General features: G+C 65.8%; 18 protein-coding genes. 16 read left to right on the top strand and 2 right to left on the bottom strand.

Annotation, left to right across the window (positions count from 1 at the left end):
- The first annotated feature begins 6 nt into the window (after positions 1-6).
- From AC1RQC_RS12315 to AC1RQC_RS12290, 6 genes are all read left to right on the top strand, one after another.
- A complete protein-coding gene (locus tag AC1RQC_RS12315; protein WP_492808372.1) occupies positions 7-744 on the top strand; it encodes an ABC transporter ATP-binding protein in 738 nt (245 codons plus the stop codon).
- On the top strand, positions 737-1,435 hold the full coding sequence (locus tag AC1RQC_RS12310) for an ABC transporter ATP-binding protein (protein ID WP_492808370.1): 699 nt from the start codon (positions 737-739) through the stop codon (positions 1,433-1,435). The genes AC1RQC_RS12315 and AC1RQC_RS12310 overlap by 8 nt, the downstream gene beginning before the upstream one ends.
- Positions 1,432-2,304, top strand: a complete 873-nt coding sequence (locus AC1RQC_RS12305) for a branched-chain amino acid ABC transporter permease (protein WP_492808368.1) — start codon at positions 1,432-1,434, stop codon at positions 2,302-2,304. The genes AC1RQC_RS12310 and AC1RQC_RS12305 overlap by 4 nt, the downstream gene beginning before the upstream one ends.
- Positions 2,301-3,383: a branched-chain amino acid ABC transporter permease gene (locus AC1RQC_RS12300; RefSeq protein ID WP_492374818.1), complete on the top strand. Its 1,083-nt coding sequence runs from the start codon at positions 2,301-2,303 to the stop codon at positions 3,381-3,383. Before AC1RQC_RS12305 ends, AC1RQC_RS12300 begins: the two co-directional genes overlap by 4 nt.
- A 90-nt stretch (positions 3,384-3,473) precedes the next feature.
- A complete protein-coding gene (locus AC1RQC_RS12295) occupies positions 3,474-4,592 on the top strand; it encodes a porin (RefSeq protein ID WP_492808366.1) in 1,119 nt (372 codons plus the stop codon).
- Between the two features lie 41 nt (positions 4,593-4,633).
- Complete coding sequence (locus AC1RQC_RS12290; RefSeq protein ID WP_458766764.1) at positions 4,634-5,320, top strand: DAPG hydrolase family protein; 687 nt, start codon at positions 4,634-4,636, stop codon at positions 5,318-5,320.
- 380 nt (positions 5,321-5,700) lie between these two features.
- On the opposite strand, the gene AC1RQC_RS12285 is transcribed toward AC1RQC_RS12290, so the two are convergent.
- Positions 5,701-7,272, bottom strand: a complete 1,572-nt coding sequence (locus AC1RQC_RS12285; protein WP_492883473.1) for a methyl-accepting chemotaxis protein — start codon at positions 7,270-7,272, stop codon at positions 5,701-5,703.
- 284 nt (positions 7,273-7,556) lie between these two features.
- Between AC1RQC_RS12285 and AC1RQC_RS12280 the strand changes: the two genes are divergently transcribed.
- The 10 genes from AC1RQC_RS12280 to AC1RQC_RS12235 all read left to right on the top strand — a co-directional run bounded on the left by AC1RQC_RS12280 (position 7,557) and on the right by AC1RQC_RS12235 (position 19,215).
- Positions 7,557-8,522, top strand: a complete 966-nt coding sequence (locus tag AC1RQC_RS12280; protein ID WP_492883471.1) for an aldo/keto reductase — start codon at positions 7,557-7,559, stop codon at positions 8,520-8,522.
- 27 nt (positions 8,523-8,549) lie between these two features.
- Positions 8,550-9,311 carry a haloacid dehalogenase type II gene (locus AC1RQC_RS12275; protein ID WP_492883469.1) on the top strand — a complete coding sequence of 254 codons (762 nt, stop codon included), beginning with the start codon at positions 8,550-8,552 and terminating at the stop codon, positions 9,309-9,311.
- 263 nt (positions 9,312-9,574) lie between these two features.
- A complete protein-coding gene (locus AC1RQC_RS12270) occupies positions 9,575-11,599 on the top strand; it encodes a sigma-54-dependent Fis family transcriptional regulator (RefSeq protein WP_492374821.1) in 2,025 nt (674 codons plus the stop codon).
- 260 nt (positions 11,600-11,859) lie between these two features.
- Entirely contained in the window at positions 11,860-12,984 is a 1,125-nt protein-coding gene (locus tag AC1RQC_RS12265; protein WP_492826001.1) for an ATP-NAD kinase family protein, read from the top strand.
- An 11-nt stretch (positions 12,985-12,995) separates the two neighbouring features.
- Positions 12,996-14,000, top strand: coding sequence for a thiamine pyrophosphate-dependent dehydrogenase E1 component subunit alpha (locus AC1RQC_RS12260; protein WP_492808355.1), 1,005 nt, complete (start codon positions 12,996-12,998; stop codon positions 13,998-14,000).
- A 60-nt stretch (positions 14,001-14,060) separates the two neighbouring features.
- Complete coding sequence (locus tag AC1RQC_RS12255) at positions 14,061-15,077, top strand: alpha-ketoacid dehydrogenase subunit beta (protein WP_006157630.1); 1,017 nt, start codon at positions 14,061-14,063, stop codon at positions 15,075-15,077.
- Complete coding sequence (locus tag AC1RQC_RS12250; protein ID WP_253932168.1) at positions 15,077-16,189, top strand: acetoin dehydrogenase dihydrolipoyllysine-residue acetyltransferase subunit; 1,113 nt, start codon at positions 15,077-15,079, stop codon at positions 16,187-16,189. Before AC1RQC_RS12255 ends, AC1RQC_RS12250 begins: the two co-directional genes overlap by 1 nt.
- Positions 16,190-16,322: 133 nt before the next feature.
- Positions 16,323-17,099 carry an SDR family NAD(P)-dependent oxidoreductase gene (locus tag AC1RQC_RS12245; protein ID WP_492376761.1) on the top strand — a complete coding sequence of 259 codons (777 nt, stop codon included), beginning with the start codon at positions 16,323-16,325 and terminating at the stop codon, positions 17,097-17,099.
- A 77-nt stretch (positions 17,100-17,176) separates the two neighbouring features.
- Positions 17,177-17,932: a lipoyl protein ligase domain-containing protein gene (locus AC1RQC_RS12240; protein WP_492376762.1), complete on the top strand. Its 756-nt coding sequence runs from the start codon at positions 17,177-17,179 to the stop codon at positions 17,930-17,932.
- A gap of 125 nt (positions 17,933-18,057) precedes the next feature.
- A complete protein-coding gene (locus AC1RQC_RS12235; RefSeq protein ID WP_492387146.1) occupies positions 18,058-19,215 on the top strand; it encodes a CaiB/BaiF CoA transferase family protein in 1,158 nt (385 codons plus the stop codon).
- Between the two features lie 393 nt (positions 19,216-19,608).
- Here AC1RQC_RS12235 and AC1RQC_RS12230 read toward each other — a convergent pair whose 3' ends face one another.
- Positions 19,609-20,445 carry a shikimate dehydrogenase family protein gene (locus AC1RQC_RS12230; RefSeq protein WP_492883467.1) on the bottom strand — a complete coding sequence of 279 codons (837 nt, stop codon included), beginning with the start codon at positions 20,443-20,445 and terminating at the stop codon, positions 19,609-19,611.
- Between the last annotated feature and the right edge of the window lie 13 nt (positions 20,446-20,458).

The raw sequence follows: 20,458 nt of genomic DNA, 5'->3' as shown, positions 1-20,458 counted from the left end.
GGTCGTATGGATCATTGTGTCCTTTCCGCCGAAATGCTGGTGAAGCGATTCGGCGCGGTGACGGTCGCCGACAATTTGTCCGTTGCGCTCGGTGAGGGCGAAGCGCTGGGCGTCATTGGCCCCAACGGTGCCGGAAAGAGCAGTTTCTTCAACCTGCTGAGCGGCAACATCCGCGCGGACAGCGGCCGTATCCTGCTGGAAGGGCGGGACGTCACCAATGCAACTCCAAACGAGCGGGCGATTGCCGGGATCGGGCGAACGTACCAGATCCCCCGGCCTTTTTCCCAGCTGACGGTATTCGAAAACCTGCTCGTGGGCGCATTCTTTGGCGCCAGGTTGGACGCGCGCCGAGCTCAGCAGCACTGCTACGAAACGCTGGCACTGACCGGGTTGCTCCGCCATGCCGACAAGCCGGCGGCTGCGCTGTCGCTGCTCGAACGCAAGCGACTGGAACTGGCGCGAGCGCTGGCGACCCGCCCGAAGGTCCTGTTGCTCGACGAAATTGCAGGCGGCCTGACGGAGGGCGAGGCGGCGGAACTGGTTGCAACCATTCAATGCATCCACGCCCAAGGCACCGCCATCATCTGGATCGAGCACGTCGTGCATGCGCTCCTGGCGGTTGTCTCCCGGCTGATGGTGCTGAGCTTCGGCAAGAAGCTCATGGAAGGCGAGCCGTCGGCTGTGATGCACAGCGCCGCGGTGCGGGATGTGTATTTGGGTATTGAGGTGGAAGCCCATGCTTAGCATTCATGAACTCGATGCGTACTACGGTGACTTTCAGGCGCTGTTCGCCTTGAGCTTGACGATCCGGCAAGGCGAGTCGGTGGCGATCATCGGTGCGAATGGGGCTGGGAAATCGACCTTGCTCAAGGCGATCTCTGGAGCGCTCCCTGTCAGGCACGACGCGATCCGCCTATGCGAACACAGTCTCGGACACGACAGTGCAGCGCAAGTGGTGCGCAAGGGCATTGCGCTCGTTCCCGAGGGGCGCCGCATGTTTCCGAGCCTGAGCGTGGAGGAAAACCTGCAGATCGGGGCATACGCCAGGCGGCCGGGCCCGTGGAATCTGGGACGCGTCTACACGATGTTTCCCCGGCTCGCAGAGCGGCGCCGGCAGAACGTGACGTCCCTGAGCGGTGGCGAGCAGCAGATGGTCGCCATCGGGCGTGCGCTCATGTCGAACCCCTCCATGCTGATGTGCGATGAGCTGTCGCTGGGCCTAGCGCCCAAGATCATTCGAGAGATGTATGGCCACCTCGCAACCCTCAAGGAGGAAGGCACGACTCTGCTGATCGTCGAGCAGGATATTCATCAGGCGCTTCGCTTCTCGGACCGCTACTACTGCATGCAGAAGGGGCGGGTCACGCTATCCGGCAAATCCGCATCGGCCAGCAAGGAAGAGATCGGACGCGCGTATTTTGGAGAAGAACAATGACGGGCTGGATCGATGTGGTTGTTCAGGGCATTCTTCTGGGCGGCCTCTACGCCTTGTATGCCAGCGGGCTGTCGCTCATTTTCGGTGTCATGCGGTTAGTCAACGTCGCGCACGGCGACCTGATCGTGCTGGCGGCATTCCTTGCTTTTGCCATTCGCATCCCAGGGGCGGAGACTTCATTTTCCTCGCTGCTGCTAACCGTCCCGGTCATGTTTGCGATCGGCTATGTCTTGCAGCGCGCCCTACTGAACGGCGCCATGGGCGCCAACGTGCTGCGTCCGATGCTGCTGACGTTCGGGCTGTCCATCGTCCTGCAGAATGGTCTCCTTGATATGTTCTCGGCGGACTCCAGGAAGCTTCCTGGCGGCTCGATCGAGACAATGAGCGTGCCCCTCGGCGGCGGCATCGCCGTCGGCATCCTCCCGGTGATCACGTTACTGGCGGCAATTGCCGTTCTTGGCGCGCTCCAGTTCATGCTGCGACGCACCGCCATCGGGCGGGCATTCAGGGCAACTTCCGATGACGCGGAGGCGGCTGGCTGGATGGGTATCAATCACCGCAACCTCTTCGCGCTGGCGACCGGCATATCGATGGCCGTCGTTGGCATCGCCGCCGTCTTCATGGGGACGCGGGCGAGTTTCGATCCGGCCAGTGGACCGGACCGGTTGATCTTTGCGTTTGAAGCGGTGGTCATCGGCGGCCTGGGTTCGCTGTGGGGCACCCTTGCCGGCGGCATCGCGCTCGGCGTCGCTCAGAGCATCGGCGCATCACTTGACCCCGACTGGCAACTCCTTGCCGGCCATCTGCTGTTTCTCGTGGTGCTGTTGATCGCGCCCAACGGACTATTTCCCCAACGAGGCAACCAATGAGCGCACACCTGACATCCCCCTCGGCGCTGCCTGCCAGCGCGCCGAGGCTTTCGCGCACCGACGGCGCCTTTGCGGCCACGGCCGTTGCGCTGGCCGCACTGGCTTTCGTCCTCGATGCGGGACAGCAGTCCATGCTCGTCGAGTTCTTCTATTTCGTCGCGCTCGCACAGCTCTGGAACATCCTGGCTGGCTATGGCGGATTCATGTCGCTCGGACAGCAGGCCTACCTTGGCAGCGGGGGGTATGTTCTTTTTGCCTTGGCGATCTTCTTCAAGATGCCGCCACTGGCGTCGATCGTCCTGGCCGGGTTATTCGCTGCCGGCATGGCGTGCATCGTCGCATTTGCGGTCTTTCGCCTGGCCGGACCATACCTGGCGATCGGGACCTGGGTAATCGCCGAGGTGTTCCGGTTGGCATTTTCGCAAGCGAGCGCGCTTGGTGCCGGGTCGGGAATCAGCATTCCCCTGGATGCGGTGCGCTCCCTCGACCTCGGCTGGATGAGCCGCGACATGCTGCTCTATCTCATCGCCCTGCTGCTTGCCGTCGCGGTGAACTATGGCGCCTACCGCATGCTCAGGTCGAAGTATGGTCTCGCCCTCTGCGCGATTCGAGACAATGAGAGCGCGGCGTCCACCATGGGGATTCATCAGCGGCACCTCAAGTTCGCTGTCTATGTCGTGGTCAGCGCTGCCTACGGCATGCTGGGCGCGTTTATCTTCCTGACCAAGCTGCGTATTTCGCCGGCTTCCGCGTTCGACATCAACTGGACCGGCTACATCATCTTCATCGTGGTGATTGGCGGAATCGGCACGCTTGAGGGCCCGATCATTGGCTGCATCGTCTATTTCGTGATGCGGCAGTACCTTGCCGATACCGGTAGCACCTACCTGATTCTTCTGGGATTGATCGGCATCGTCGTGATGCGTTTCTATCCCAAGGGAATCTGGGGGGAACTCGCCGCGCGCCATGGCATTGCATTTCTGCCCACACGCTGGCACCTTCCGGCCGCCGCCAACCCAGGTGCCCGGCCTGCGCGGGAGGGTGAACGGCGGGCAGCGGACGTTGCTGGCAACCGGTGATGACTGATGCGTGATGGCGCCACGTTCCTTAGGGCGCTCCGCAGTTCGCGCCCGCAGCGCAGCGTACAAGAATATAACGAGGAGACGACAATGAAAACAACGAAGACCGTAAAGGCAACATGGCTGTTGGCGCTGCCGTGTCTTGGATTCGGTGCCGGCGCTTGCGCCCAGAGCAGCGTAGCCCTGTTCGGCATGCTCGATGCCGGTGTGACGTATGTAAGCAATCAAGCCGGCAAACGGGGCGTATTGCTCGATACCGGGGTGTATGTGCCAAGCATTTTCGGGCTGCGCGGAAACGAGGACATTGGCGGAGGCAGCAAGGTATTCTTTGAACTGGCCAGCCAGTTCAGCAATGACAATGGAGCAACGATTCCGTCGAACGGTTCGCTCTTCGCCAGGCAGGCATTAGTCGGTCTTGGCAATATATCCTGGGGGAGAATTTCCCTGGGGAACCAGTACGACTTCATGACTGAATCCCTATTGTTCTCCGGTCTTGACGGTGGCCTGCTATATGGCGGCTTCTACAATTTCCGGAATGGTCCGTTCACTGGCCTCGGTATTCCGAATAATCCAACCGGAGCGACCGACTTCGATCGCGTCGGCGCCTCCACACGCGTAGCAAATTCCGTCAAGTATGTGACACCGTCAACTGGAGGCTTCACTCTTGGCGCCTTGTATGGTTTCGGTGAGATCGCAGGCTCTACAACCTCTGGGCGGACCGCCAGCGCCGGAGTGAACTATGAGCGCGGCCCGCTGGCGCTTGGCGCTGCCGTCACGGACGCGCGCTATAGCGCGATCAACAATGGCCGGGACGGCATACGCAACATCGGCGTGGGCGCGCACTATGGATTCCCTTCGGTGCTGGCCCACATTCTTTACACGAACACGCGCAACACATTCTCCGGTGCAATGGTGAACGTCGTGCAGGCGGGCGCAAACTGGACCCTCTCAGGCGGCCTGACACTTGGCGCCAACTACCAGTGGATGAAGGGAAATGCACAGCTCAGCCACAACAAAGCGCAACAGGTCACGTCGACCTTGATGTATGCGCTGTCGAAACGTACCTCGGTCTACCTGGAAGGCGTCTACCAGCATGCTGTCGGCGACCACGGCGCACAGGCATGGATCAACGGACTCTTCGGGCCAGACGCGGCGTCGTCCGGATCCAGTCAGGCCATCGGGCGTATAGGGATGGCCACGCGGTTCTAAGGTGACAGTCAGTTGGTGTTCTTTTTTTGAAGGAGATTGGGATGGATTTGTCTGAAGCGCACGCCTTGCTCGATCCGGCTCCGCTTGCCCTGGAGACCGGCTATGAACGTCTCGCAAGCGGCGTCTTGCACGTGGCCTGCCGCACGGAACTACACGGCTGTACGGGGGAAATGTTTGAATGGTGGTTCCGCTTTCGCCCAAATACGCAGCAGTACATCTGGTGGCATCCGGCCGACCATGTCTCCAGCGAGTGGGCAGAGGCTCAAGACGGGACACATATCGGGTCCATTCATCTGGTCGAGGAGCATTTCTCCGGATCGCCAGCGGAAAAGCTCGCCATTCAGTTTCGTCATCCCCATGAGTATTTCGATGCTGCGGCGTACGACGATGCCAGGGACCGGGGCGCCATCAGCGCGGCGGTTTGCGGCCGGGTAGGCATGGGGGATGCGCCTGAACGCACCGGTAGCGGTGAAATACTTGGCGGCCGGCTGTTGCACATGGGACGCGATACGCCATCGGGAATGACGCTGAGGAGTCATTTCTACCTTGGCGAGGATATGCCCGCGCAAGGGCATAGCGCCGAGGAGATCAAGGCGGCTTTTCCCGATGCGTTCGGACAGGCACTGCTTATGCATTGCTACAACGAATTCACCTTCCTTTCTCGCTTCCTGCCCTCGCTCTATATCGCCGAGCATCGGGATAGCGTCAAGGTTCGGCTTCCGTGGTGAGGGACAGGGGACCTCTCTCGGCCAAACCATTTCCTTCATTTTGCTGTGTCGTAAGCTAAGGGCGCGAGTTGATCAAGATGGCGACACACGTTGATTCCCGCGCGATGCGCAAGCATACGCGGGGACCGAAAGCGCCGAAGAAGAAAGGCTATGTGGCCGGATGCGTAGCACGGCGGCATGTTTCTACCGCTCGTGTCATCAAGGCTGGACGTGTCGTTTAATCACCTTGAAAGGGGTGCCTCTTAGGCTTCCAATCCCGGACGGACGTTGGACGCCAGCAGGAAATGAAATGAGCCCGCTGCCGGTGTGGCGCGGGCTCATTTTTGCTGTCTGGCTTGCTCCCTTCTCCCTCTTCCCGGTCGCGGTCCCGGCCCCGCTCCCTAAGCCGCCAGCCGGAACGACGCCACCGAGCGCATCATCGATTGCGCCTGCTCGGCCAGCGCTTGGGCCGCGGCGGCGGCCTGTTCCACCAGCGCCGCGTTCTGCTGGGTCACGGTGTCCATCTGGTTCACCGCTTGCCCGACCTGCTCGATGCCGGCGCTCTGCTCGTTCGATGCCGCGCTGATCTCGCCCATGATGTCGGTCACGCGCTTGACCGCGCCAACGATGTCCTCCATGGTCTGGCCGGCCTTGGCAACCAGCGCCGAGCCGTTGTCCACCTGGGCCACCGAGTTGTCGATCAGGCCCTTGATCTCCTTGGCGGCGGTGGCCGAGCGCTGGGCCAGGCTGCGCACCTCGCCCGCCACCACGGCAAAGCCGCGGCCTTGTTCGCCGGCGCGCGCCGCTTCCACGGCGGCGTTCAGCGCCAGGATGTTGGTCTGGAAGGCGATGCCTTCGATCACGCCGATGATGTCGACGATCTGGCGCGAGGCGCCGTTGATCTCGCCCATGGTGGTCACCACCTGGTTGACCACCTGCCCGCCGCGTTGCGCGATATCGGAAGCGTTGACCGCCAGCGAGCTGGCCTGGCGCGCATTGTCCGCGTTCTGGCGCACGATGCCCGTCAGCTCTTCCATGCTCGAAGCGGTTTGCTCCAGCGCCGAGGCTTGTTCCTCGGTGCGTTGCGACAGGTCGGTATTGCCCGCGGAAATCTGCTGCGTGGCCGAGGCGATCGAATCCGCGGCGCCGCGGATCTCGCCGAGCGTGCCGGACAGGCGTTGCTGCATGCGCTGCATGGCCGCCAGCAGGCTGTGCGCATCGCCCGCGCGAATGCGCACCGGCACCGTGAAGTCGCCGTCGGCAATGCGCGTGACCACTTCGGTGGCGTAGGCCGGCTCGCCGCCCAGGCTCTTGCGCACGGTACGCATGATGGCCAGCATGAATGCCGATACCAGCGCGCCGATCAGCAAGGTGCTGATTGCGGCGGAGATCAGGTTGTCGCGGAAGCTGCTTTCGATGTCCTTGAGGAACACGCCGGTGGCCACGTGCCAGTCCCATGCTGGCACATAGCGCACATAGGTCAGCTTGCGCGCGGGCGTCTCGGTGCCCGGGAGGCGGCCACGGTAGGTGACGAAGCTGTCATCGGGGCTGGCGCCGGCGCGCGCGCTCGCCTTGCCCGCATCGACGATGCTCTGGTAGACCAGCTTGCCGTCGGGGTCCTTGAAGTCGCCCACGATCTTGCCTTCCGTATCCGGCAGGCCGGGGTTGAGCACCACCTGCGGCTTGGAGTTGAGCAGGAACAGGTAGCCCTTGTCGCCGAAACGCATCACGCGCAGTGCATCCTTGGCCGCGGCCTGGGCGTCCTCGATGCTCACGGTGCCCTTGGCGGCGCGGTCCACGTAGAGCTTGACGATGCCTTCGGCGGTCGCCACCAGGGACTGCAGGCTCTCGCGGCGCTCGGCCATCATGGTGGCGCGGGTGTGCACGGCGCTCCAGGTGCCCAGCGCCAGCAGGGCCAGCCACATCGCCACCAGCGCGGCCCAGAGTTTGGCGTTCAACGAGATTCGATTCATGATCATGCTTACCGTGTATGGGCAGCCGGTTTGCGCCGGCGGCGCGGCATCGGCCTGACCTAGGTGTTGACAGAGAGGCACAGGCGAGACGAACCCGCGCGCCGCGCCTAGCCTGGACACAGCCGGTTAACGACCCATCACCGTTGGGACTTGAATGGGGGAAAGAGAAGTGAACAAAGGGATGCTTTTGCCTGGGCCGGCAAGCTTTCCGATCCCTGCCTACAATGTGACTTTCGCCGCGCCTGGATGACGGGCGGCTCGACGCAACCCGCGGAGCAAAACGCATGACCTCAAGCATCACCACACGCAAATTGGGCAGGTCCGGGCTCGAAGTCTCGCCCCTGGCATTTGGTGGCAACGTGTTCGGCTGGAGCGCCGACGAGGCCACCTCCTTCAAGCTGCTCGATGCCTTTGTCGGCGCCGGGCTCAACTTCATCGATACCGCCGACGTGTACTCGCGCTGGGCGCCGGGCAACCAGGGCGGCGAGTCCGAGGCCATCATCGGCAAGTGGTTCAAGCGCAGCGGCAAACGTGCCGAGGTGGTGCTGGCCACCAAGGTGGGCAAGGACATGGGCGAGGGCCGCAAGGGTTTGTCGCGCGCCTATATTGAACGCGCCGTCGACGCGTCGCTGCAGCGCCTGCAAACTGACTACATCGATCTCTACCAGTCGCATGACGACGAAGACCGGGACACGCCGCTCGAGGAAACCCTGGACGCCTACGCCCGCCTGATCAAGGCCGGCAAGGTGCGAGCCATCGGCGCCTCCAACTACAGCGCCGCGCGTCTGGCCGAGGCGCTGGAAACCAGCCGCCGCCACAACCTGCCGCGCTACGAGAGCCTGCAGCCGCACTACAACCTCTATACCCGCAGCGAGTATGAGGCCGAGCTTGAGCCGCTGGTGCTGCGCGAAGGCCTGGGCGTGTTCAACTACTATGCACTGGCCAGCGGCTTTCTCAGCGGCAAATACCGCTCCGAGGCTGATCTTGCCAAGAGCGGCGCGCGCGGCCAGCGCGTCAAGGCCTATCTCGATGCGCGCGGCCTGCGCATTCTGGCGGCGCTGGACGACGTCGCGGCGCGCACCGCCACCAGCCCGACGCAGGTAGCGCTGGCCTGGCAGATCGCGCGCCCCAGCATTACCGCGCCGATTGCCAGCGCCACCTCGCTGGCGCAGCTGGACGACCTGATTGCCGCCACGCGCCTGCCACTGAGCGCCGGCGATATCGCGCTGCTGGACCAAGCCAGCGCGTGAGCTGGCCTACCCCGGAGGAGATAAGGGATGCATGAAAACAGATTGAGCCACGGCAACAGCGCCGGTAGCAAGGCGGCGAACCTGAGCGCGGTCAAGGCGCTGGTGTTCGACGTCTTCGGTACCGTGGTGGACTGGCGTACCAGCGTGATCGCGGACCTGTCCGCATTCGGGCGGAACAAGGGCATCGAGGCCGACTGGACCGCCTTTGCCGACGCCTGGCGCGCCGGCTACGTGCCCGGCATGGAGCGCGTGCGCAAGGGCGAGCGGCCATGGGCCAATATCGACGTGCTGCACCGCGAACGGCTCGACGCGCTGCTTGACCAGTTCGGCATCGAGGACCTGAGCGAAGCGGAGAAGGACTACCTCAACCGTGCCTGGCACCGCCTCCGAGGCTGGCCGGATACCGTGCCCGGCCTCACGCGGCTAAAGCAGCGCTACATCATCTCCACCTTTTCCAACGGCAGCGTGCAGTGCCTGGTCGACACGGCCAAGCATGCCGGCCTGCCGTGGGACGCGGTGTTCAGCGCGGACATCGTGCGCCACTTCAAGCCGGAGGCGGAGATCTATCAAGGCGTGATTGCCTTCTTCGACCTGCAGCCGCAGGAGGTGATGCTGGTTGCGGCGCACAACAATGACCTGCGGCATGGCCGCTCGCATGGCATGCGGACCGCTTATGTGAATCGGCCTACGGAGTACGGGCCGAACCAGGCGAAGGACCTGGCGGCCGAGTCGGACTGGGATGTGGTGGTGGATAGCTTGACGGAACTGGCGCAACGGCTCGGCGCTTGAGCGAGCGCGTGCGCCAACCAGCGCACATCGGCTTGGGAAAGCCTGCCATTGCGGCCTCCCGCCGTGAAACGCCGGCTGCACTTGGCGCGCGTCTCGCGCGCCCGGCCAGCGCGATCGGGTTTGCCCAAGCCGCTCCCTGTCGGATACATTAGGACTCCCGGCCGCCCACGCTGCAACCCTGCGGCGCAACAGAGGCCATGCGAGAGCCGGGAGTTGGCACGCGCCGGCTCGGCAGCGCGCCAGGAGACGACAAGGAGACCACGATGGACCTGCGGCAACGCGAGCACATCGACACGGTAGTCCAGCTCACCACCCGCGCCGGCGCGCCGATGGTGCGTGCGCCGGAAACCATCATCCAGAACTCGTGGCGGCGCTGCGTGCATCAGTACGGGCTGGATCCGGCGCGCATGCAAGAGGCGCGCATCCTGCCGCAGACCCGGCTGCGCGAGCACCAGCAGCGCATCGACGATTTTGCGCGGATTGCCCGCCACGGGTTGCAGACGCTCTATAGCCAGGTGGCGGGCATGGGCTACGTGGTGCTGCTGACCGACGCGCAGGGCGTGACGGTGGATTACCTGGGCGACGCCAACGCCGATGCCCGCCTGCGCCACGCCGGCCTGTACCTGGGCGCGCAATGGAGCGAATCCGGCGCCGGCACCTGCGCGGTGGGCACCGCGCTGGCCACCGGCCAGGCGCTGACCGTGCACCAGGCGGATCATTTCGACGCCACCCATATTCCGCTCACCTGCACGGCCGCGCCGCTGTTCGACTCGCACGGCAGCCTCTGCGCCATCCTCGACATATCCGCGCTGACCTCGCCGCAGGCCAAGGACAGCCAGGGCCTGGCGCTGCAGATGGTGCGCATCTACGCCAGCCGGATCGAGAACGCCAGCTTCGTGCGCAGCCACCGCGAGGACTGGATCCTCAAGCTCAATGCCGCGCCGGAGTTTGTCGACGTCAACCCGGAATACCTGCTCGCGCTCGATGCGTCGGGCCGCATCGTTGGCCATAACCGCCGCGCGCAGCAGATGCTGGAGGCCGAGCTGGGCGTGGCCCCGGGTGGCGCGCCGCTGCTTGGCATGCCGTTCGAGTCGCTGTTCGAGGCACGGCTCGATGAGCTGGGCCGCTTCATGCATTCGCGCCCCAGCGAGCAGCGCGCGCTGGCGCTGGCCCGCACCGGCGCGCGGCTTTACCTGAGCGTGATGCCACCGGCGCTGCGCTGGCAGCGCGCGCGTGATACCGCCGAGCGGGCCACGCCGCTGCAGGCGCCGCTGGCCGCGCTGTGCGGTGGCGATGCCGCATTGCAGCAGCAATTGCTGCGGGCCGCAAAGCTGGTGGATTCGCCCATCAACCTGCTGATCAACGGCGAGACTGGCAGCGGCAAGGAGTACCTGGCCAAGGCCCTGCACCAGGCCAGCGCGCGCCGCGACGGCCCCTTTGTGGCGGTGAACTGCGCGGCGATTCCCGAATCCCTGATCGAGAGCGAACTGTTTGGCCACCTGCCCAACAGCTTTTCGGGCGCGGGCTCGCGGCCCAAGCGCGGGCTGATCCAGGAGGCTGACGGCGGCACGCTGTTTCTCGACGAGATCGGCGACATGCCGCGCGAGCTGCAATCGCGCCTGCTGCGTGTGCTGGCCGAGGGCGAGGTGCTTGCCATCGGTGCGGCGCGCCCGGTGCCGGTCAACCTGCGCGTGATTTCCGCCACGCACCATCCGCTGGACCAGCTGGTGAGCAGCGGGCGCTTTCGCGAGGACTTGTACTACCGGCTCAACGGCGCGCGGCTGATGCTGCCGCCGCTGCGTGAGCGCACGGACCTGGACTGGCTGATCGCCAAGATGCTGGACGCGGGCGGCAAGCCAGCTACCGTGAGCCTGTCGCCCGCGGCGCGCGCGCGGCTGCACGCGCACCGCTGGCCCGGCAACCTGCGGGAGCTGCGCAATGCGCTGGAGTACGCGCGGGCGGTCTGCGACGACGGCCACATCGAGGTGGAGGATCTCCCGGAAGGGATTGGCGAGGGGATGCCGCAGCAGGGCTTGCTTCCGGTTTCCGCCAGCGTCCCGCCGGGCAGCGCGGCCACCGAAGCCGCCAGCGCGCCGGCCTTGCCGGCCCCCGGCTTCGACCCGCATCAGTTGCCGCCGGAAGGCATGCTGCTGATGCAATACCTGCGCGCGGCTGGCTGGAACCTGAGCGCGGTGGCGCGCCAGATTGGCGTGAGCAGGATGACGCTGTACCGCCGCATGGCGCGCTACGGCATCGCATCGCCCAACCAGCGCGACGCGGCGCATTAGCCAGCCAGCGAGCATGGCGGCGCGGCTCGCCCGCGCCGCCCTCCCTGCCCGGCGCAAGATCCCCGCTACACCTGTTCACCCCCTTTACACATGATGCTGTGACACCTGTCACGCTGCGGCGTGCGCATGGCCCGCAAAGTCCCTGCGCGCCCCGCATTTACCTGGGGTAATCCCGAGTTTTTGCCGTCTCCGGCGTGCCGATGCGGGGTGGCACGGCCGTTGCGATATGCCTGTCATAACCAGAAAGACAGGAGACAGGCATGGGTGAGCAAGCGCTGGCCGGCCGGCCACTGGTCGGCATCATCGCCAACCCGATTTCCGCACGCGATATCCGCCGCGTAATCGCCAACGCCAACACGCTGCAACTGGCCGATCGCGTCAATATCGTGCTGCGTTTGCTGGCCGCGCTGGCTGCCTGCGGGGTTGGGCGCGTGCTGATGATGCCGGACCGCGAGGGCATGCGCGTGCTGCTGGCGCGCCACCTGTCGCGCCGCCAGGGGCCGGACGCCGCGCTGCCGGAGGTGGAATACCTTGACATGCCGGTCACCGCGCGCGTCGACGACACCTTCCTGGCCGCACGCATGCTGCGCGAGGCGGGCGTTGCCGCCATTATCGTGCTCGGTGGCGATGGCACCCACCGCGCGGTGGTGCGCGAATGCGGCAACGTGCCGATTGCCGGCATCTCCACCGGCACCAACAACGCCTACCCCGAAATGCGCGAGCCCACCATCACCGGGCTGGCCACGGGGCTGTTTGCCAGCGGCCGCATTCCCGCCGCGCATGCGCTGGCCGGCAACAAGCGGCTCGATATCACGATTGCCGGCGAGGGCGAGGTGCGCCACGACATCGCGCTGGTCGACGCCGTGATTTCCCACGAGCATTTCATCGGCGCGCGCGCCTTGTGGAAGACCGAAACGCTGGGCGCGGTCTACGTGTCCTTCGCCGATCCGCAGGCGATTGGGCTGTCCGCCATCGGCGGCTTGCTGGAACCCGTGGGCAGGCATGAGCCCGGCGGCCTGGCGATCGAGCTGGCCGCGCGCGGCGAAGGCCGCTTCGATCTGCGCGCGCCGATTGCGCCCGGCCTGCTGCGCGCGGTGCCTATCGCGGGCTGGGAACGCCTGACCGACGGCGTTGCGCACCGCGTGCGCCAGCGCGCCGGCATCGTCGCGCTCGACGGCGAGCGCGAGCTGGTGTTCGGCCCGCAGGACGAAGTCACGGTGACGCTGCGTGAGCGCGCCTTCCTGAGCATCGACGTGGCGGCCTGCATGCGCTATGCCGCCGCCGCCGGATTGATGCGCAGCGGGCGCGCGCCGCCACCCCCGCCACCACAGCATTCCCCACCCCAGCCACTCACCGAGCTTTCTACCGCCACCACAAAACCATGAAGGAGACAGACATGACAGCCAACGCATCCGGTACCACCGGGAACACGCTGCCCCTCGACAAGCAGGAACTGCTCGCCGTTTATCGCAGGATGCGCACCATCCGCGATTTCGAAGAGCGCCTGCACGTGGACTTCGGGCGCGGCGACATCCCGGGCTTCGTCCACCTCTACGCCGGCGAGGAAGCCGCCGGGGTCGGCATCCTGCACCATCTGGGCGACGGCGACCGCATCGCCAGCACCCACCGCGGCCACGGCCACTGCATCGCCAAGGGCGTCGACCCGGTGGCGATGATGAAGGAGATCTACGGGCGCAAGGGTGGCTCCTGCAATGGCAAGGGCGGCTCCATGCATATCGCCGATCTGTCCAAGGGCATGATGGGCGCCAATGGCATCCTGGGCGCGGGCGCGCCGCTGGTCTGCGGCGCCGCGCTGGCCGCCAAGTTTCGCGGCAAGGGCGAGATCGGCATCACCTTTGCCGGTGATGGCGCGTCCAACCAGGGCACGTTCCTGGAAAGCCTGAACCTGGCCGCGGTGTGGAACCTGCCGGTAATTTTCGTGATCGAGAACAACGGCTACGCCGAATCCACCGCGCGCGACTACGGCACCGCGGTGGACAGCTACGTGGACCGCGCCGCCGGCTTCGGCATCCCCGGCGTGACGGTGGATGGCACGGATTTCTTCGCGGTCCATGAGGCGGCGGGCGAAGTCATCAAGCGGGCCCGCGAAGGTGGTGGCCCGGCCCTGCTGGAATGCAAGATGGTCCGCTTCTACGGCCACTTCGAAGGCGACGCGCAAACCTATCGCGCCTCCGGCGAGCTCGACGACATCCGCGCCAACAAGGACTGCCTGAAGAAGTTCACCGCCACCGTGACCCAGGCAGGGGTGATCGCGCCGGACGAACTCAAGGCCATCGACGAGCAGGTTGCCGCGCTGATCGAGGACGCCGTGCAGCAGGCCAAGGCGGCGCCGTTCCCCACGCCCGCCGACCTGCTGACCGATGTGTACGTCAGCTACTAAGCGCGCGCCCTCAGCCATTCCGAGACATAACGACAGCAAGCACGATCAGGAGACCACACCATGTCCCGCAAATTAAGCATGAAGCTGGCGATCAACGAAGCGATCGACCAGGAAATGACCCGTGACCCGAGCGTGATCATGCTCGGCGAAGACATCGTCGGCGGCGCCGGCGCGGACGGCGAGAAGGACGCCTGGGGCGGCGTGCTCGGCGTGACCAAGGGCCTGTACGCCAAGCACGGCGACCGCCTGCTGGACACGCCGCTGTCCGAATCCGCCTATGTGGGCGCGGCCATCGGCGCCGCGGCTTGCGGCATGCGCCCGATTGCCGAGCTGATGTTCATCGACTTCATGGGCGTGTGCTTCGACCAGATCTTCAACCAGGCGGCCAAGTTCCGCTACATGTTCGGCGGCAAGGCCGAGACGCCGGTGGTGATCCGCGCCATGGTGGGCGCGGGCTTTCGCGCAGCCGCCCAGCACAGCCAGATGCTCACGCCGCTGTTCACGCATATCCCCGGCCTCAAGGTGGTGTGCCCCAGCACGCCATATGACACCAAAGGCCTGCTGATCCAGGCGATCCGCGACAACGACCCCGTCATCTTCTGCGAGCACAAGAATCTCTATGGCTTCGAAGGCGAGGTGCCGGAGAACTCGTACGCGATCCCCTTTGGCGAGGCCAACATCGTGCGCGACGGCAAGGACGTTTCCATCGTCACCTATGGCCTGATGGTGCACCGCGCGCTGGAGGCGGCGGCGACACTGGCCAAGGAGGGCATCGAAGCGGAGATCGTGGACCTGCGCACGCTCTCGCCGCTGGATATCGACACGGTACTGGAGTCGGTGGAACACACCGGCCGCCTGGTGGTGGTGGATGAAGCCAGCCCGCGCTGCAACATCGCCACCGACATCTCGGCACAGGTGGCGCAGCGCGCGTTCGGCGCGCTCAAGGCCGGCATCGAGATGGTCTGCCCGCCGCATACGCCGGTGCCGTTCTCGCCCGCGCTGGAAGATCTCTACATCCCCAGCGCGGCGCACATCGCCGATGCCGCGCGCAAGACCGTGAAAGGAGGGAAACACTGATGGCCGAGATCACCCCGATCGTCATGCCCAAATGGGGCTTGTCGATGAAAGAAGGCACGATCAACGACTGGCTGGTCGAGGAGGGCGCGCAGATCACGGTCGGCATGCCGATCCTCGACGTGGAGACCGACAAGATCGCCAACGCGGTGGAAGCGCCGGACGCCGGCACCCTGCGCCGCAAGGTGGCGGCCGTGGGCGACATCCTGCCGGTCAAGGCACTGCTGGGCGTGCTGGCGCCGCCCGAGGTCAGCGACGCGGACATCGACGCTTTTGTCGCCGCCTATGAAACGCCGGCGGCCGATGAGGAAGAGGAGGGCGCTGCCGCCTCGGCCTATCAGTTCATTGAAGTCGACGGCATCCGCACGCGCTACGCAAAGCGCGGCGAGGGTGCGGACACCGTGTTGTTCATCCATGGCTTCGGCGGGGACCTGGACAACTGGCTGTTCAACCTCGATGCGCTGGCCGATGCGCACACCGTCATCGCGCTGGACCTGCCGGCGCACGGACACGCCACCCCCAGGCTGCCCGGCACCACGCTCGCATCGCTGGCAGGGTTCGTCGCGCATTTCATGGATGCACTCGACATCGGCCAGGCCCACCTGGTGGGCCATTCGATGGGCGGCGGCGTAGCCGCGCAGCTGGCGGTGGACGCGCCGCAACGCGTGCGCTCGGTCGCGCTTGTATCGCCGGCGGGCCTTGGCGAGGAGGTCAACAGCCAGTACACCGAAGGCTTCGTCAACGCGCAATCCCGCCGCGACCTCAAGCCGGTGGTGGAACTGTTGTTCGCCGATGCCGGGCTGGTCAGCCGCCAGATGCTGGACGACCTGCTCAAGTACAAGCGGCTGGACGGCATTACGGAAGCGCTCGGCACACTAGGTGCCAGCCTGTTCGGTGGCGGCCGGCAAACCGAACTGCCCGGTCACAGGCTGGGCGATACCGGCAAGCCTGTGCTGGTGATCTGGGGCGCGCAGGATCAGATCATCCCCGCGTCGCATGCGGCCAACGCGCCAGCCGGCGCGACGGTGAAGGTGTTCGACGATGCCGGCCATATGAGCCAGATGGAGAAAGCCAACGAAGTCAACGCGCTGCTCAAGCGGCATATCGGCGGCTGACGAAGCGGAGTCCCGCTGGTTTGCTCCCCTCCCCCATGAAGCGGGAGAGGGGAGAAGGCCAGCGCGTCGCGCGACGCATTGCGTGGCTGCATGCACTGAAGAAAATCAACAAAACAAGGCTAGGAGACCACCCATGAACGAACCCCTGAAGGGACAAGTCGCCGTCATCACCGGCGGCGCGCGCGGCATCGGCCGCGGCATCGCCCTGACACTCGCCAAAGCCGGCGCTGATATCCTGATCGCCGACCTGCTCGAAGACGCCATGCGCGAAACCGCGCAAGACGTGCGCGCGCTCGGCCGCCGGGTGAGCACCCTCAAGGTCGATGTGACAAAACCCGAGATGCACCGCGCCATGGTCAGGCAAGCACTCGACCAGCTCGGCGGCCTGGATATCCTGGTCAACTGCGCAGGCGTCATCAGTATCCACCCTGTCGACGCACTCAGCGAGCGCGACTGGGACTTTGTCATGGACGTCAACGCCAAAGGCACCTTCCTCGGTTGCCAGGCCGCGCTGGAACACATGAAAGCCCAGCACAAGGGCCGGATCATCAACGTCGCCTCGATCGCCGGCAAGGAAGGCTTCCCCAACCTTGCCCACTACAGCGCCTCCAAGTTCGCGGTGGTTGGCTTCACCAACGCCCTGGCCAAGGAAGTGGCGCGCGACGGCATTACCGTCAACGCGATCTGCCCCGGCATCGTGCGCACCTATATGTGGGATCGCCTCTCCGACGAATGGAAGGCGCAAGGCGAATCGGTGGAGGATTCCTGGGCCCGCCACCAGCTCACGCTGATCCCGCAGGGGCGGGCGCAGACGCCGGAAGACATGGGCCGGATGGCGCTGTTCTTCGCGACCATGGACAATGTGACCGGGCAGTCGGTCAACGTCGACGGTGGCTTCACCTTCCATTGACCGGCACCGGGCCGCGGTGCGGCCCGGCGTGTGCGCGTGCCGTTGCGCGTTCCGCCCCGGCGCTTACCGGTCATGCCATGCGATTTGAATTCCTCGATCCCGATCCCACCGACCTCGATCCCTTGCACGCCGAGCAGGCGCTGCTGGAGCAGGCATCCGCCGGCCGCTGGCTGGCGCACCTGTGGCAGGCGCCGGTTTCGCTGGTGGTGCCGCGCAGCTACCTGCGGCATGCGCAACTGGAGGCCGCGCGCGCCGACTTTGCCGCGCGTGGCTGCCCGGTCTGGCTGCGCCTGTCAGGTGGCGGGCTGGTGCCGCAGGGCCCGGGCATCGTCAACCTGAGCCTGGCGTATCCGGTGCGCGGCGGCGCCGGGACCCATGCCGAGCCGGCCTATCTGCATCTGTGCGAGGTGCTGGCCGCCGCATTGAGCCGCCTTGGGTTGCAGACGCACTGGCAAGCGGTGGATGGGTCGTTTTGCGACGGCCGCTTCAACCTGGCCTGGGGCCCGCCGGAGCGGGCCCGCAAGATTGCCGGCACGGCGCAATACTGGCGCCGCGTGGCGGGCGCGGATGACGCCAGCCTGCACGTGGTGCTGGCGCACGCCGTGCTGCTGGTCAGCGCCGATCCTCAGGAGATCAATGGCCGCGCCAACGATTTCGAGGCCGCCATTGGTAGCGGGCGCCACTACCGTGCCGACAAGGTGGTCAGCGTGGCCCAGGCACTGGCCGACAGCGGGCAGCCGGTACCCGGCGACCTCGGCGAGCGCACGTCCCAAGCGCTCGCCGAGGCGCTTGCAGCGACGCCGCCGGCTTTCGCGGCAACGGTCCCGGCCTAGGCCCGGGCCGTTGTTGCGCGCGTGTTCGCGTATTCGTCGTTATTGACGATTCCACATCCCGGCGAGCGTGGCAAACTGACCGGCAAGACGCTTCCCTTGCGGGAGCACACAACCGGAGACAGGACATGGCGGGACCGTTGGCTGGACTGAAAGTGGTGGAAATGGTTGGGATCGGCCCGGCGCCGTTCTGCGCGATGATGCTGGCCGACCAGGGCGCCGAAGTGATTCGCATCGACCGCCCTCGCCCGGCCAATCCCGGCGAGGCGCCGGCCACCGGCGCAGGCCGCGCGCGCTGCGACGTGACCGCGCGCGGCCGGCGCTCCCTGGCCATCGACCTGCGCAAGCCCGGCGCGGCCGAGGTCGTGCTGGACCTGATCGCCAAGGCCGACGTGCTGATCGAAGGCTTCCGCCCCGGCGTGATGGAACGCCTGGGCCTGGGGCCGCAGCCTTGCCTGGCGCGCAATCCGGCGCTGGTGTACGGCCGTATGACCGGCTGGGGCCAGCACGGCCCGCTGGCCCAGGCCGCCGGCCACGATATCAACTACATCGCCATCGGCGGTGCCCTGCACGCCATTGGCCGGGCGGGGGAGCCGCCCGTGGTGCCGCTCAATTACGTTGGCGACTTTGGCGGCGGCGGCATGCTGCTGGCGTTTGGCGTGATGTGCGCCATCAACGAAGCCCGCAACTCCGGCAAGGGGCAGGTGGTGGACGCCGCCATGACCGACGGCACGGCCTTGCTGTCGGCCATGATGTACGGCTTCAAGGCCGCCGGGCGCTGGACCAACCAGCGCGGCGACAACCTGCTCGATGGGGCGGCGCATTTCTACGACACCTATGCCTGCGCGGATGGCAAGTACGTCGCGGTGGGGGCCATCGAGCCACAGTTCTACGCGCTGTTGCGCGAGCGCTGCGGCCTGGACGATCCGCTCTTCGACAAGCAGCTCGACAAACGCCACTGGCCCGAGCTCAAGGCCCGCATGACCACGCTGTTCCTCACCCGCACGCGCGCGCAGTGGTGCGAGCTGCTGGAAGGCAGCGACGCCTGCTTTGCCCCGATCCTGGACTGGGACGAGGCGCCGCAACATCCGCATAACCGGGCGCGCGAGACATTTATCGAGATCGACGGGGTGATGCAGCCGGCGCCGGCGCCGCGTTTCAGCCGCACGCCGGCGGGGGTGCCTCAGGCGCCTGCGGAGCCTGGTGCGGATAGCGAGGCGGTGTTGCGGGATTGGGGGGTGACGGGGGAGGTGATTGGGGGATTGCGCAGGGATGGGGTGATTTGAATTTGATATTGCTGTTGGGACTGCTTGCCGTTCAACGTCAAAGGCCTAAAGTCAAAGGCAGTTTCACCACCCCTGCGGGGCGGCTACTTTCTTGTCTTGCCAAGAAAGTAGGCAAAGAAGGCGCCCCATACGGCCTGGTACACCTTGACGGCTCGCTTCGCATCGCGGGTTGGTGCGGCCCGCCCGTGGGGGCGCTCCGCACGGCTACACCGAATCGGCGTCTGGCGGCAGCGCTCTTGCTTTCGTCCTCGGATATCGCGCGTTTGGGCTTTCGCGCGGGGCGGCATCGGCCGGCGCGCTACCGTTTGCCATCCACCGGTTTGCTCCCCTCTCCCGCTTGCGGGAGAGGGGTGGGGGAGAGGGCGGGCGTTCGCTGCACCGCCGTGCTCGCGCTCAGTCCGCCGGCCCCAGGATCCGTTCGACAAACTCCGGCGCCAGCGCAACGCCCAGGAAGCGCGAGATCTCCACGATCTGTCCATACAGCATCCATTGGCCGTGATGCACCGCGCAGCCGCGTTCGCGCGCGGCTTTCAGCAGCGGGGTGTCGCCATCGCGGATCACGGCCTCGCAGACCAGCGTGCCTGCGCCTAGTTGCGCAGTGGGGAGCGGCGTGGCGTCGGTATCGCGCAAGCCGAGCGCGGTGGCGTTGACAACCACGTCGAAGCCGGTGGGATTGTGGTCGCCGGCACGAATCGAGACGGTCGGCAGCACCGCTTTCAGGCTTGCCGCCAGCTCTTGCGCCTTGTCGGCGGAGCGGTTGTAGATGACCAGTTCGGCCGGGTTCTCACGAGCCATGGCGTAGGCCATCGACTTGCCGGCGCCGCCGGCGCCAAGCTGCAGCACGCGCTTGCCAGACAGGCTGTGGCCGCGTTCGCGCAGGCCGGCGACGAAGCCGTCGCCATCAAAATTGCCGCCGACCCAAAAGCCCTTCTGGCGGTCAAAGCGCATCGCATTGACGGAGCCGAGCAGGCGCGCGGCATCGGTCAGTTCGCCACAGATGGCCACCACCGCCTCCTTGTGCGGCATGGTGACGACGAGACCTTGCAGGTTTTGCGCGGCCGGCGCGCCGGCGAGGAATGCCTGCAATTGCGCCGCATCCACATGGAAGGGCACACAGACGGCGTTCAGGCCTTGGCGGCCGACCGAGGCATTGAAGAGTTGCGGCGTGCGCACGTGCGCGATGGGGGCGGCGATGATGCCGACAAGCTGGGTATTGCCATCGATCTGCATTGCGGGATTCTGG

The sequence above is a fragment of the Cupriavidus sp. GW822-FHT03E04 genome, assembly GCF_058801495.1.
The sequence above is the reverse complement of the archived record's forward strand: the minus strand, read 5'-3'. Positions and strand labels throughout refer to the sequence as shown.